This is a genomic window from Rhizobium sp. NZLR1b, from assembly GCF_019685155.1.
In the GTDB taxonomy this organism is placed as follows: Bacteria; Pseudomonadota; Alphaproteobacteria; order Rhizobiales; family Rhizobiaceae; genus Rhizobium.
Map to the genome: position 1 here is coordinate 1 of NZ_JABDWC010000029.1, position 12,077 is coordinate 12,077.

Genomic DNA, 12,077 nt, shown 5'->3' on the forward strand with positions numbered 1-12,077 from the left:
TGTTGCAAGCGGCGCGGCAGGTATGGGACACCAGTCGGGCAGGTCGTAACTACATTCCAGCCGCAGGAGTGCGCCAACTACTTCAAATCCTGCGGATATGACCCCGAGTAAAGTGGACGCGCTCTAGAGCGCCGCGCGTCTTACAAGACGCGCCAAGGACGCTCTAGCGCTTTAAACCTGCGCATAATCCTTTCCGGAAATCGATTTCGATTTTCGGGGTTATGCGCTATCGGCGACGGAGGCCAGACAGCGTGCGCAGCAATCCATTTTCATTTTCTTTCCTACAGGCTCCGAGGGGCTTGTCTCTCGCCTTGCCGGTGGCGCTTGCCATGACAGCGGCAGGGTGCAGCTCGGTGCCCCTCAAGGGGGCCGGCACGCTTTCCTTCTACGGCAATCTCGGCCCGCCGAAGGGCAAGTTGTCGAAATCGCGCGTCTATGTCGATGGGACGCGCCTTAGCCCGGCAAAGACGGTGAATATCGTGCCGACAACCTTCGCTTTCAGCGCCGCGACCCGCGTCAAATCGGACGCCGACCGGGTGATGGTGGCGAACGCGCTGGACCGGGCGCTCTGCATTTCGCTCAGCGACAAATATCAGCTGGTCTCTTCAGGCCAACCGGCGGACCTGACGATCCGCTCCGTTGTCACCGACATTGTACCGACCAATAAGGCGATGGCGGGTGTTTCCACCGTTGTGACGGTTGGCACCGGTTTCGTGCTGCCCGTCGCCGTGCCGCGGCTGCCGGCCGGCCTCGGTGGACTGGCGGTCGAGGCTGAGGCCGTCGACCGCGATGGTGTGCAGCGGACGGCGATCGTCTGGTCGCGCGGGGCAAACTCGCTGCAGAACACTCCCCGCGTTTCCGAAGTCGGCGACGCCTATGGCCTGGCGTCGAAATTCAGCAGCGAATTTTCCCGCATGCTGATCAAAGGCAAGGAACCGAAGGGATTGGATATCTCGCTGCCGTCGGGGCAGCGAATGAAATCCTGGCTCGGCGGAAAACCGAAATACGCCGCCTGCGACGCCTTTGGCCGGTCGCCCGGACTGATGGGAGCTGTGGCCGCCAAATACGGCGCGCCGCCGCAATGGACCGAGAAGAAGCCGAAACCGGCGGCGACCTACTGAGAGATACACGCTCAGTCTTGCCCCAGGCGCTGCCCGTGCGGCATCAAAAAGCCCCGCATTTTCATGCGAGGCTCGCTGTTGACGGGTGGATCGGTTTATTGGCACTCGCGGCGCGGGCCGTAGCTCGGCTGGAAGGTATTGTCGTAGGCGCGGTAAGACCGGTAGCGGCTGTAGCAATAGTCGGCATGCGAGCTGTAGGCGCGTGAAGAATAGGCGCGCGGCTGCGAGGCGATGATGCCGCCGATGAGCGCGCCGGCAGCGAGGCCGCCGATGATGGCGCCGCTATTGTCATGGTGGTGATAGTGACGATTATAGCCACGATCCCATCCATAGCGGTCGTCGCGGTAGTAGCTGCCATCGCGATAGTGGTGGCGGTTTCGGTACCACCTGTGATCATTACCGAACTGCCCAGGGCAATTGGTGAAGTTGTTGCAGCCGACGGTCATGATATGGGCGGCACTTTGAGACGCCGGTTGCGCCGATTGCGCCGGACTCGGCACGAAGGCAGGGCCTGCCGAGGCCGGCATTCCGGAGAAAGCCGTCGCTATCGACAGGGCAATGATGGCGAATCTGTTCATTTCTCTCACCTTGGGTAACCGATGTTCGAGGGGGTAACGCAGGGGAAGGGGTTTGGTTTCATTTTGGGATGAAAGGCGCGATGTATGTGCGCATCTGCTAACGCAGCGGGGTAAAATGGGGCTCGGCCAACGGCGGTCGATGCGGTGGGTCGCGGCCTGCCGGAGACCGGAAAGAATGCTGCGTTCGAGCGTATAGCGGGTTGCGCGTTATCAGGTTCGCTTCCCGCCGGCCAGCAATCGAAGCTGGTTCTCGTCATGCACGCCTTGCCGGTAGAGCTCGATGATAAGTGCGCCTAGACGGGCGGCTTCCTCGCCTGATCGGTCAATCTGGAGCTCTCTACACAGCGCTTCATGGACACGCCTGCACACATCGAGATCTTCGGATGCGAGCGGTTCGTCACGCGTACTGAACAGCTTGTCTGACATCGCAATCTGCCCTCTTTCGATGCCGTGAATCGCTATCGGTGAAAAAAAGATAATTTCGTGATCCTTGCTCTGCAAGATGGGCGAACGTCCGATATTCAAAAACAATTCGGGGCGCCCACGCCCGGAAGGATACGGACGAGGGCAGTGCGCATGGGTATGAGACCGATGGTCGTGTCGGCCTGACAGGCAGCGCGAGCATGGAAATCTACCTGGTTGCGGGGTCCTTGCCGCTTTGCTGCGACAGACGCAGTTCTTTCAGCCTTTTGGTTTTCTCGCGGCGAGCCCGCTGCTCTGCTTCGATGGTTTCCTTGGCGGCTCGCTCGGTGTTTTCGAAGCGATCCTGCCGGTAAGCCTTTGATGAGGGTTCACGTTCTCTTGTCATGGCCGCTAAACGCAAATCGGCGAAAACGGTTTCATGAGAAAACGAGGGAGCCGCTCTCAAAAAATCGAGGTGGTCGGCGTCGCCCGTCTATTGCAGCCGACGGGTGCTCAAATCTGTCGTGGCGGTCAAGTCATGCCGCGGGCGCCTCACCGGCGCCCGCGGCATGACGGATCATTCCTTAATGAAAGCGAGGATGTCCGGATTGATGATGTCGGCATGGGTCGTGCACATGCCGTGCGGAAATTTCTCGTAGACCTTCAGCGTGGCGTTCTGCAGCAGCTTGGACGAGAGCAACGCAGAGTCGGCGATCGGCACGATCTGGTCGTCGTCGCCGTGCATGACGAAGGTCGGCACGGTGATGATCTTCAGGTCTTCGGTGAAGTCGGTTTCCGAGAAGGCCTTGATGCCGTCGTAGTGCGCCTTGGCGCCGCCGATCATGCCCTGGCGCCACCAATTGTTGATGACCGGTTCCGATACTTTCGCACCCGGTCGGTTGAAGCTGTAGAACGGGCCGGCCGGCAGGTCACGGTAGAACTGCGAGCGATTGGCGGCGAGCTGCCTGCGCAGGTCATCGAAGACCTCGATCGGCAGGCCGCCGGGATTGGCATCGGTTTTTACCATGATGGGCGGCACGGCGCCGATGATGACGAGCTTGGCGACGCGGCCCTGCGGCTGGCCATGGCGGGCGACGTAATGGGTCGCTTCGCCGCCGCCGGTGGAGTGGCCGATATGGACGGTATTCCTGAGATCGAGATGCTCGACGACGGCTGCGGCATCGGCGGCGTAATGATCCATGTCGTGACCGTCGCCCACCTGGGTAGAGCGGCCGTGGCCGCGCCGGTCATGGGCGACGACCCGGTAGCCCTTCTCGAGGAAGAACAGCATCTGGGCGTCCCAGTCGTCGGAGCATAGCGGCCAGCCATGATGGAACATGATCGGCTGGGCAGTCTTCGGCCCCCAATCCTTGTAGAAGATCTCGACGCCGTCCTTAGTCGTGACTGTGCTCATGTCATGGCTCCTTGGTTGATTGGATTGATGCGGTCGGAAGTTTGCGCCGTCGCCGGCGGAATTGGCAAGACTACGAGCGCCGTTGCCCCGAAGGCTTGAGCAAGAAGATGGGGCGTGAGGTAACACCGGCGGAATGTGCTGATGTTGTTATTGAATACCCTTTTCTATTATGTTGATATGACAGAAGTTTGTATGGCCCGGTGCGATGGTCGCCGCAACAGGCTTGATGGCGTCGCGACGGCAGCTGATTTCACGGGCGAACGTCTGCAATGAGCCAGTTTTTTTCCGTTCGTTCAAGATATCTGTCCGGGTAGTTCGATATATCTGTCCGGCTAGTTATGTTCGCGTGCTCCCGCAATTTCAGGCAGCCGCCCACGCTCACTTGAACGCCGGTCGACGCCCAACCATCTAATCCTCAACAACAGTATGATGGCGAACCGTCGCAACCGAGACCGCTTTGGCCGCGGACGACCGTTACTCCCGCCTGAGGATTAAATCATGGGTTACATGGACAAGGCGATAGCGCCTCAGAATGACGGGGCGCTGATCGATGTCTATTCGCAATCGATCGCGGCAGCAGTCGACACGGTCGGGCCGGCCGTCAGCCGGATCGAGAGGGTCGGTGGCCGGCAGGGGCACGGGTCGGGCTTTGCCATCTCGCCTGATGGATTGATCATCACCAACAGCCATGTCGTCGACGACGCCAAGGTCGTTCGCATTACCACGCCCGATGGCTTCGTCACCGAGGGCCGTGTGCTCGGCCGCGATGTCGATACCGATATCGCCCTCATTCGCGCCAATACAAGCACCGGCGCCTGGGCGAAGCTCGGAGATTCCCAACGCCTGCGCCGAGGCCATATCGCCATCGCGATCGGAAATCCTCTCGGTTTCGAGTGGACTGTCACCGCCGGTATCGTCTCAGCGCTCGGCCGGTCGATGCGGGCAGCCAGCGGCCGGCTGATGGAGGATGTCATCCAGACCGATGCGGCGCTCAATCCCGGCAACTCAGGCGGACCGCTGGTGTCTTCCAGCGGGGAGGTGATCGGCGTCAACACCGCCGTCATCCAGGGCGCGCAGAGCATCGCCTTTGCCGTGGCGTCGAATACGGCCAATTTCGTTGTTTCGGAAATTCTCCGCTACGGCCAGGTGAGGCGCGCCTTCATCGGTATTTCAGGCGATACGATCGTGCTGCCGCGCCGGGTGGCACTGGCGGCGGGCACGGTGCAGACGACCTCCGTCCGCATCCGCCGCGTCGAGCCGGAAGGGCCGGCGGCAAAGGGAGGGCTGCAGGAGGGCGATTATATCCTCGCTGTCGACGGCAGTCCGGTCGGCGGCGTCGATGATATCGTCCGATTGATGGATGGCAGCAGAATCGAGAGGGATACCGAGATCCTGGTGTTTTCAGTAGCAGGCCGGATCGTGAAGAAGACCCTGCTGCCGACGGCGCGGACGCCCTGACAAAGACATCACCTCACGTCAGGCGCTGACCGCCTCCTGCTCCGTCCCTGAAAAATCGACAGCCGCAAAGGCCGCCGCCAGCACCTCCGGCCCGGCGCCGCTCTTGGCTGCATCGGTCGACAGGATCTGGCGGTAGCGCCTGGCGCCGGGCAGGCCGGTGAAGAGGCCGACCATATGGCGGGCCACGTGCTGCAGCCGGCCGCCGGCCGCGATGTGGCGTTCGGCATAGGCCATCATCCGATCACGCAGCGCTTCCCAATCCGGTTCGCCCGCCGGCGCGCCGAAGAAGCGCTGGTCGATTTCGGAAAGGATCGCGGCGTTCTGGTAGGCGGCCCGGCCCAGCATGACGCCGTCGACATGTTCGAGATGGGCGGCGGCTTCATTAAGCGTGCGGATGCCGCCGTTGATGCCGATGAAGATGTCGGGCCAGCGCTGCTTCATCCGATAGACAATGTCGTAGTCGAGCGGCGGGATCTCGCGGTTCTCCTTCGGGCTCAGGCCCTTCAGCCAGGCCTTGCGGGCATGGATCCAGATTGCGTCGGCGCCGGCATCTAGAACGCGGGTGATCAGCGCCGGCAGCGCCTGTTCCGGCTCCTGCTCGTCGACGCCGATCCGGCATTTCACTGTCACCGGCACGGTCGCTGCCGCCTTCATCGCCCCGACGCATTCGGCCACCGTCTCCGGCGTCAGCATCAGGCAGGCGCCGAAGGTGCCCGACTGCACGCGGTCGGAGGGGCAGCCGACATTGAGATTGATCTCGTCGTAGCCGTAGGGTTCGGCGATCTTCACCGCCTCGGCAAGCTTGGCCGGGTCCGATCCGCCGAGTTGCAGCGCCAGCGGATGTTCCGCGGCGTCATGGCCGAGCAGCCGGTCGCGCGGACCGTGGATGATCGCATCGGCCACCACCATCTCGGTATAGAGCAGCGCCTGCCGGCTGATCTGGCGATGGAAATAGCGGCAATGCCGATCCGTCCAATCGATCATCGGGGCGACCGCAAAAATCGGGCTCTTCTGCGTCATCGACGTTCCATAATTCGTTGTTCTCTGGGTGCCGCAAGGGCCCCGCACCGCCGCGGGGGCGGGACCATCTCTTCAGCGCGCATATAACATCTGGCGGTGCGATCGACAAATGACGGTGACGCTGCAAACAGAAACGGCGCCCCTTGCGGAGCGCCGTTCATGCCGCCGAAGCGGAAGTCTGACTTACGAAGCCGAGATGTTGACGGCCTTCGGGCCCTTGCCCATGCGGTCCGGCTCGGTGTCGAAGGTAACCTGCTGGCCTTCGCGCAGCGACTGGATGCCAGAAGCCTGCAGCGCAGAGATATGGACGAAAACGTCCTTTGCGCCGCCGTCCGGCGTGATGAAACCAAAACCCTTGTCCTGGTTGAAGAATTTTACGGTGCCCTTGGTGGCCATTGGGATCGTCCTTTTCCCTTAGTCTGTGTAGTATCCGCGCCCCCGAGAGGAAGCGGACGGCTTTAGCTTTCGCCCCGATCGATGGGGACGAAGGGTCAGTCGGAGAAGTCACGTACGGGGAAAGAACGTCTACGTAGGCGGGTAGTCCCGCGCCGCCTTCCAAACGGAAGGGATTACCACATCTGTCCAGTCACCGGCATGCAAATGCCCGAGTATCAAATTGGTGGCAGCTTTTCGGGCAAAAAGCAAGTGGGATTATTTTGGCATGCCCGCATCGATGGCAGGAAATGTCTAAGATTCAGATACTTGACGGAGAGTTAGCGGTTCCTTGCATGGCTGTGCCACAGCGGGATTCCGTGCCGAAACGGGATGAGGGGCGGATTCGGTGGCCGGTGTGGATTTTGTCGTGAGTGGTTCTGGGCCGGGGGGCGGCGGTGAAGGAGTTGTGCGGCGCTTGCGCTCTCTTCTCCCCAGCGGGGAGAAGGTGGCCCGAAGGGTCGGATGAGGGGGCTGCACGGCACGCCCTTCCTTGCCCTTCACTTGCGCTCAGCACATTCGCGGCTCTGCCGCTCACCCCCTCAACCGCCTGCCGGCACCTCTCCCCGCTGGGGAGAAGAGGTATATCGCACCGCCTTAGTGTTTTTCATCCCGTCCGCCTACTGCGCATCACCCAGCAACCCGCTTAGGCTCCACGGATTATTCCCCTTCTGATTGGCGATGTCCTCGACCTTCCAGCCACCGTGCTGCCGCACCAGCGTGTAGAAGAGCGTCACCTCGTCGCTGTTTTCGAACTGCACCTCCACCTCGGCCTTATCATCCAGCAGGATCGGCTGGCCGATCCTGACGTCGCTCGCCGCGCCGTCCTGGCCCGCGATGACGGGATCGAAGTCGATCGCGCCGACATCGCCATCGGGCGTGTTGTCGAGATCGGCCTGGAGGAGCTCGTTCAGATGGTCGGAGAAGAAGATCGAATACGGCGAGGGCGCCTCGGCGTCGCTGTTGTCGGTGTTGTAACTGTAGAGCGCCTTGAGCAGCGCCTTCGGTGTCTTGTAAGTCTCGGCCGATGCGGGCAGGGCGGCGAGCGCCGACGCGGCAAGGGCGAGGATGAATGTGGGCAGGCGCATGCGGGCTCTCCTCGGATGAGCAGAAATCATAACCGAAACGGGCGTCCAGGTGGAGCTGCATTTTGGAAAGGGTTGCCCGGCACGGCCGTCAGCCTTGTCGTCTCCGGCTGTTGTCTGCGGGCGATCGCCAGGAAAGTTCGGCCGATGGGACTACGGTCGCCAGACGCGAGTTCCGTCTTTTGGTCGGGATCGCCGGTGACGCTTCTCTGCGTCCACCGGCGATCGTATCGCGGTTATATCAACGCTTCATGCGACAGGCTCGTAAACGACGGCTCGAAGACGTCTTTCACAGCGATGGTGAAATCGTGGCTGGTGGTGTTTCCAGCCGCGTCATAGGCTTCGGCGGTGAAGGTCAGGCTGTGGTTGCTTTCGAAGTCGATCGCCGCCTTCGTCTGGATCTTGTTGCCGACGAGCTTGAAGATGCCGTCCGCATCGTCAGTCAGCCGCCACTTCACCGCGCCGCCTTCCGGATCCATGGCGGAGAGAAGGCAGACCGATGTGCCGATCGCGACATTCTCGGAGATCGAGCCGCGCGAGAAGGCGAGATTGATCGGCGCCTTGTTGACCGGGGCCTCGTTGACGTCGAGGACGTTGATCGTGATGTCCTTTTCGACCGTGACTTTGCCGTCGGAGACAGCGACCTTGATCGTGTACGAATTGGCCGTCTCGTAGTCCAAAGCCTTCGAGGTGACGATGCGGTTGCCATTCAGGCGGAAGTGATCGTCGGCGCCGTCGATGAGCTTGTAGGTGAGGGTGTCACCATCGGCGTCCTTGGCGCTGAGCAGGCCGAGCGTGGTCCAGATCGGGGTGTTCTCTGAGAGGGTGGTTTTCGAAAGCTGGATATTGGTCGGCGCGGCGTTGCTGCCGTCTGGTGTGAACTTTTCGGTGGCGAAATCGTAGACGCCGTCGGCAAAGCGCGCGAATTCGACGTCATGCAGCGTATCCGTCCCTTCGGCGGCGCTGGTCAGGATGTGACTGTCATTGCTCAATGCCAGGGAATAATTGGCAAAATTGCCGGCGAAGAACGCCGTGTCGATGCCGGCGCCGCCATCGATGGTGTCGTTGCCGGCGCCGCCGGTCAATTTGTCATTGCCGGCCTTGCCATTGAGGATGTCGTTGCCGCCGCTGCCGTCGAAAATGTCGTCGCCGTCGGTGCCGGTAAATTCGTCGTCGCCGCCGCCGGTCTTGACGTCGATGCCGGAGACATAACCGGTGACAAAAGCTCCAAGATTTCCCAGTTCGTCGGAAAGATCGAGGTGGGCGCTGTCCGTGACTGCCAGTGCGGCGTTAAAGTGATGGGCCGGATCTGTCGACCAGACGATCTTGTCAAAGCTTTCGAACTGCGCGCTTGAACCGGCAACCCAATATCCCACCGTTTCAAGGACTTCGATGTTCTTGATCGTCAGGCCTCTTAGCTCAAACGCTTGGAGAGTATCGATCCCGGCGCCGCCGTCGATTGTTCCGGAGCCCTGAGCCTTCACGCTTATGGCATCGTCGCCGTCGCCCGCATTGATGTCGAAGACTTCAGGGGTACGGCCGCCGGCGTCACCATCGGAGATCGTATCGTTGCCCGCGCCGCCTCTGATGACGTCATTTCCGACGTCGTCTACAAGCTGGTCATTGCCGTCACCGCCATTCAGAATATCATTGCCATCTCTGCCCGCGAGTAAGTCATTGCCAGCACCGCCATTCAGCGTGTCATTGCCATCACCGCCACGAAGCTGATCGTTTCCGGCGCCCCCATTCAGCGTGTCTGCGCCGTCGCCGCCATTGATGTCATCGTTGCCTGCGCCTGTCGTGATCGCATTGTCGCTGCTTGAGCCCGTCACATTCGCGGAGACCGAACCCAACTCGTCGGCCAGATCGGCCACCCCTGAATCCGAGACGACCAGAGTGACAGCCGAGGAAGGGCTGGCGGCGGAGTGGCGGATAACGTCGTAAGCTTCGAACTCGGCGACCGTCTTGGTAATCGTTGCGCCGTTGGTGTCCAGAATATTCAAGGCCATATTAAACCTACCCCAATAGATGCTTGCATTCCATGAAAATGAGAAATCCTCAGTAGAACTGTTCTTGCAGCTTCAACGGACGACAGCCCCCTGGGGATCTATGCCAATCCCCTATTAAGTTTTCAATGCAAAATTGTATCTTTTCATTGCTTTTTTAATGAAAAACTAAGGATAAAATACTGGGAGACGCATTTTAATTTGAGAACTCAAAGGGATATTTTGGTCTGCTAAATAGTATGATTTTTTATTTTCAGCCGAGGTACTCTCGGAAAAATTGTGTTTTGAAGCGGGTTTTCGGCGGCGCCGCGCTGCGGCTCATCCGAGCCACCATCGCAGGTTGATGCTGGCTTCGACGTGTTCCTGCATTCCCGCGCGGGAGGTCTTACTTGAGCTTGATGAGTCCTGCCTCGGTGGGGGAAAATCCGCAGCCGCGGTAGAAGCCGGTCAGGTGCGGCTGGAAGTCGACATGCAGCCACTCAGCGCCGCGCTCCCGCGCAACTCTGGTCGCTTCCCTGACCAACCGCGTCGCGATCCCCTGCCGGCGAATGTCGGGGTGAACCGAGGTATCGAGGATAAAGGCATGGATGCCGCCATCCCATGCGACGTTGACGAAGCCGATGAGCTGATCGTCGTGGTAGGCGCCGATATGGGCGAGGCTGCGGGGCAGGATGCGGGAGAAATCCGGTGCTTCAGGCGTGCTCCAGGCTGCTGACAAGAGGGCGTTGAGTTCGGCGGGCGAGGGAAACGGATCGATACGGAGTTCTGGCATGGGTGGATTCCGATTCATTTGTCGCGTCGCTTGCCGGGAGTGTTTTTCTGCCGATTCCGCCTGCTTCGCAATGGGATCGATTGCTGGGGCAGGCCTCCTCTCAGCCTCGACGTGAGGGCGCCCACCTCTCATCCTTCATTTCTGTGTCCTCAGGGCCGCGAAGGAGCATTCCTGAACGGGTGCAACTGACGCTTCGTTGACGACGTCTCTGTCGAGAACATAATCAGAACATCTCATATTCCATCGGCAGAGAGTAAGATGTGCGGACGTATCTTCGTTAAAACTTCGCTTGAAGAATTGATCAGCAATTTCGCCTTTGCCGTGAAGGGTGGGGATATCGACGGGCTGGGAAATCGTTTTCCCCGCTGGAATGGAGCGCCGTCGCAAGATTATCCTATTATCATCAGGGATATCGTGCGCGAACCCGATACGTCGGGCCCCATATTCGCGACCGCGCGCTGGGGTCTGATGCCTTCCTGGGCCAAGCCCGGCGGCAGGCCACCGCCGGTCAATGTTCGAGGCGAGACCATCAGCGGCAACGGCATGTTCCGCTCGGCATACCGGTCGCGTCGCTGCCTCATTCCGATCAATGGCTTCTTCGAATGGAAGGACATTCACGGCACCGGCAAGAACAAGCAGCCCTATGCCATCGCCATGAAAGACGGCTCGCCTTTTGCGCTCGCCGGCATCTGGGAGACGTGGACGGACGAGAAGGGCGTGTCCATCCGCAGCTTCGCCGTCATCACCTGCGAGCCGAACGAGATGATGGCGACGATCCATGACCGCATGCCCGTCATCCTGCATCGCGCGGATTACGAGAGATGGCTGTCCGCCGAGCCGGACCCAAACGATCTCATGAAACCTTTCCCATCCGAACAGATGTCGATGTGGAAGATCGGTCGGGATGTCGGCTCTCCGAAGAACGACAGGCCGGAGATCATCGAAGAGGTCGAGGACGATCCGGAACCGACGCTGATCTGACTTTACCGGCTCGGGCGGAGCCATTCACGAAACCATGCGGCAGAGACATCCTCATGAGGAGAGGAAACGCATGCAAGACGATATCGGAACGCTCCTAAGGTCGTTCCTCAATAATGCCCTTCGCAAACAGCCTCAGCGTCGTATTCGGGATTTTGGCGGCTATGAGGTTGGCAAGCGCCGAAAGCTCGATGTCATCGAGCCGATCGCGCGAGATACGGCAGATTTTCTCTGCACCTATCTCCACATCAGGCTGCACGGCGAACCGGCGAGCAGGGAAGGCGTCGCCTCTGCCGTCGCCGCAGCCTTGAAGAATGTCTCCGATGAGTTCGCCTACAAGCTGACCTGGCACAATGACGAGGCATGGAGCACCGTTTGCAACTCGGTCGCGGAGTTTTTGGAAAGCTGCCTGCAGATCGAGCCGAAACCCTATGATGGCTCGCTGACGGCGCAATCGGACTATAACGGGTGGAAGAGCTGGGAGATGGTCATCAGCGGCGAGACGCCGAGGGGAAGATGGCGGCACTCCTGGAAGGAGAAGGCCGGCGACGATTTCATCGGGTTCCATGGCGATGTCTGCATGGGGCGGATCTTCAAGATCGATCTGACGGGGTCAGACGAGCGCTGGTACTGGCTGATCGCGGCCGACGGCAGCCCTCGACGCGGATGGCCGGCGGCGGGGTTTGAGGCGAGCGCCAGGAGTGCTGCCTGTCGGGTGGAGCGGATTTATTTTGCGCTGGTGGCGGGGACGGGGAGGACGGGGTGTGGGTGAAGGGAGGTGGTGTTCGCCGTGTTCGTAAATTTGCGGAGT

12 protein-coding genes are annotated in these 12,077 nt (G+C 60.5%); 4 read left to right on the forward strand and 8 right to left on the reverse strand.

Features of this window, described 5'->3' with window-relative positions:
- Positions 1 to 221: 221 nt before the first annotated feature.
- Positions 222 to 1,121, forward strand: a complete 900-nt coding sequence (locus HJB84_RS28815; protein WP_221117591.1) for a DUF3313 domain-containing protein — start codon at positions 222 to 224, stop codon at positions 1,119 to 1,121.
- Between the two features lie 95 nt (positions 1,122 to 1,216).
- On the opposite strand, the gene HJB84_RS28820 is transcribed toward HJB84_RS28815, so the two are convergent.
- The 3 genes from HJB84_RS28820 to HJB84_RS28830 form a co-directional block, all read right to left on the reverse strand.
- The gene (locus HJB84_RS28820; protein WP_207580880.1) at positions 1,217 to 1,699 is read right to left on the reverse strand and encodes a BA14K family protein; all 483 of its coding nucleotides are present in this window, start codon (positions 1,697 to 1,699) and stop codon (positions 1,217 to 1,219) included.
- A gap of 210 nt (positions 1,700 to 1,909) precedes the next feature.
- Positions 1,910 to 2,125 (reverse strand): hypothetical protein, encoded by a 216-nt coding sequence (locus HJB84_RS28825; protein WP_207584331.1) that lies wholly within the window; start codon positions 2,123 to 2,125, stop codon positions 1,910 to 1,912.
- 553 nt (positions 2,126 to 2,678) lie between these two features.
- Positions 2,679 to 3,515 carry an alpha/beta fold hydrolase gene (locus tag HJB84_RS28830; protein ID WP_207580879.1) on the reverse strand — a complete coding sequence of 279 codons (837 nt, stop codon included), beginning with the start codon at positions 3,513 to 3,515 and terminating at the stop codon, positions 2,679 to 2,681.
- Between the two features lie 498 nt (positions 3,516 to 4,013).
- Here HJB84_RS28830 and HJB84_RS28835 point away from each other — a divergent pair, with 498 nt between their 5' ends.
- The gene (locus HJB84_RS28835) at positions 4,014 to 4,973 is read left to right on the forward strand and encodes a S1C family serine protease (RefSeq protein WP_221117592.1); all 960 of its coding nucleotides are present in this window, start codon (positions 4,014 to 4,016) and stop codon (positions 4,971 to 4,973) included.
- A gap of 18 nt (positions 4,974 to 4,991) precedes the next feature.
- Here HJB84_RS28835 and dusA read toward each other — a convergent pair whose 3' ends face one another.
- From dusA to HJB84_RS28860, 5 genes are all read right to left on the reverse strand, one after another.
- A complete protein-coding gene (gene dusA / locus HJB84_RS28840; protein ID WP_221117593.1) occupies positions 4,992 to 5,993 on the reverse strand; it encodes a tRNA dihydrouridine(20/20a) synthase DusA in 1,002 nt (333 codons plus the stop codon).
- A 183-nt stretch (positions 5,994 to 6,176) separates the two neighbouring features.
- A complete protein-coding gene (locus HJB84_RS28845; RefSeq protein ID WP_003540801.1) occupies positions 6,177 to 6,389 on the reverse strand; it encodes a cold-shock protein in 213 nt (70 codons plus the stop codon).
- Positions 6,390 to 7,045: 656 nt separating this feature from the next.
- Positions 7,046 to 7,513 carry a hypothetical protein gene (locus HJB84_RS28850; RefSeq protein WP_221117594.1) on the reverse strand — a complete coding sequence of 156 codons (468 nt, stop codon included), beginning with the start codon at positions 7,511 to 7,513 and terminating at the stop codon, positions 7,046 to 7,048.
- A 233-nt stretch (positions 7,514 to 7,746) separates the two neighbouring features.
- Positions 7,747 to 9,519, reverse strand: coding sequence for a cadherin domain-containing protein (locus HJB84_RS28855; protein ID WP_221117595.1), 1,773 nt, complete (start codon positions 9,517 to 9,519; stop codon positions 7,747 to 7,749).
- 382 nt (positions 9,520 to 9,901) lie between these two features.
- Positions 9,902 to 10,288 (reverse strand): GNAT family N-acetyltransferase, encoded by a 387-nt coding sequence (locus HJB84_RS28860; RefSeq protein ID WP_405049249.1) that lies wholly within the window; start codon positions 10,286 to 10,288, stop codon positions 9,902 to 9,904.
- 258 nt (positions 10,289 to 10,546) lie between these two features.
- Here HJB84_RS28860 and HJB84_RS28865 point away from each other — a divergent pair, with 258 nt between their 5' ends.
- The gene (locus tag HJB84_RS28865) at positions 10,547 to 11,269 is read left to right on the forward strand and encodes an SOS response-associated peptidase (RefSeq protein ID WP_221117597.1); all 723 of its coding nucleotides are present in this window, start codon (positions 10,547 to 10,549) and stop codon (positions 11,267 to 11,269) included.
- A gap of 70 nt (positions 11,270 to 11,339) precedes the next feature.
- On the forward strand, positions 11,340 to 12,038 hold the full coding sequence (locus HJB84_RS28870) for a hypothetical protein (protein WP_221117598.1): 699 nt from the start codon (positions 11,340 to 11,342) through the stop codon (positions 12,036 to 12,038).
- The last annotated feature ends 39 nt before the right edge of the window (positions 12,039 to 12,077 follow it).

What these genes read in the sequence shown, in the direction of transcription:
- HJB84_RS28850 (WP_221117594.1), bottom strand. Translation starts at nt 7,513, where the DNA reads ATGCGCCTGCCCACATTCATCCTCGCCCTTGCCGCGTCGGCGCTCGCC.
- HJB84_RS28835 (WP_221117592.1), top strand. Translation starts at nt 4,014, where the DNA reads ATGGGTTACATGGACAAGGCGATAGCGCCTCAGAATGACGGGGCGCTG.
- HJB84_RS28825 (WP_207584331.1), bottom strand. Translation starts at nt 2,125, where the DNA reads ATGTCAGACAAGCTGTTCAGTACGCGTGACGAACCGCTCGCATCCGAA.
- HJB84_RS28820 (WP_207580880.1), bottom strand. Translation starts at nt 1,699, where the DNA reads ATGAACAGATTCGCCATCATTGCCCTGTCGATAGCGACGGCTTTCTCC.
- HJB84_RS28870 (WP_221117598.1), top strand. Translation starts at nt 11,340, where the DNA reads ATGCAAGACGATATCGGAACGCTCCTAAGGTCGTTCCTCAATAATGCC.
- HJB84_RS28830 (WP_207580879.1), bottom strand. Translation starts at nt 3,515, where the DNA reads ATGAGCACAGTCACGACTAAGGACGGCGTCGAGATCTTCTACAAGGAT.
- HJB84_RS28860 (WP_405049249.1), bottom strand. Translation starts at nt 10,288, where the DNA reads ATGCCAGAACTCCGTATCGATCCGTTTCCCTCGCCCGCCGAACTCAAC.
- dusA (WP_221117593.1), bottom strand. Translation starts at nt 5,993, where the DNA reads ATGACGCAGAAGAGCCCGATTTTTGCGGTCGCCCCGATGATCGATTGG.
- HJB84_RS28865 (WP_221117597.1), top strand. Translation starts at nt 10,547, where the DNA reads ATGTGCGGACGTATCTTCGTTAAAACTTCGCTTGAAGAATTGATCAGC.
- HJB84_RS28855 (WP_221117595.1), bottom strand. Translation starts at nt 9,519, where the DNA reads ATGGCCTTGAATATTCTGGACACCAACGGCGCAACGATTACCAAGACG.
- HJB84_RS28815 (WP_221117591.1), top strand. Translation starts at nt 222, where the DNA reads ATGCGCTATCGGCGACGGAGGCCAGACAGCGTGCGCAGCAATCCATTT.
- HJB84_RS28845 (WP_003540801.1), bottom strand. Translation starts at nt 6,389, where the DNA reads ATGGCCACCAAGGGCACCGTAAAATTCTTCAACCAGGACAAGGGTTTT.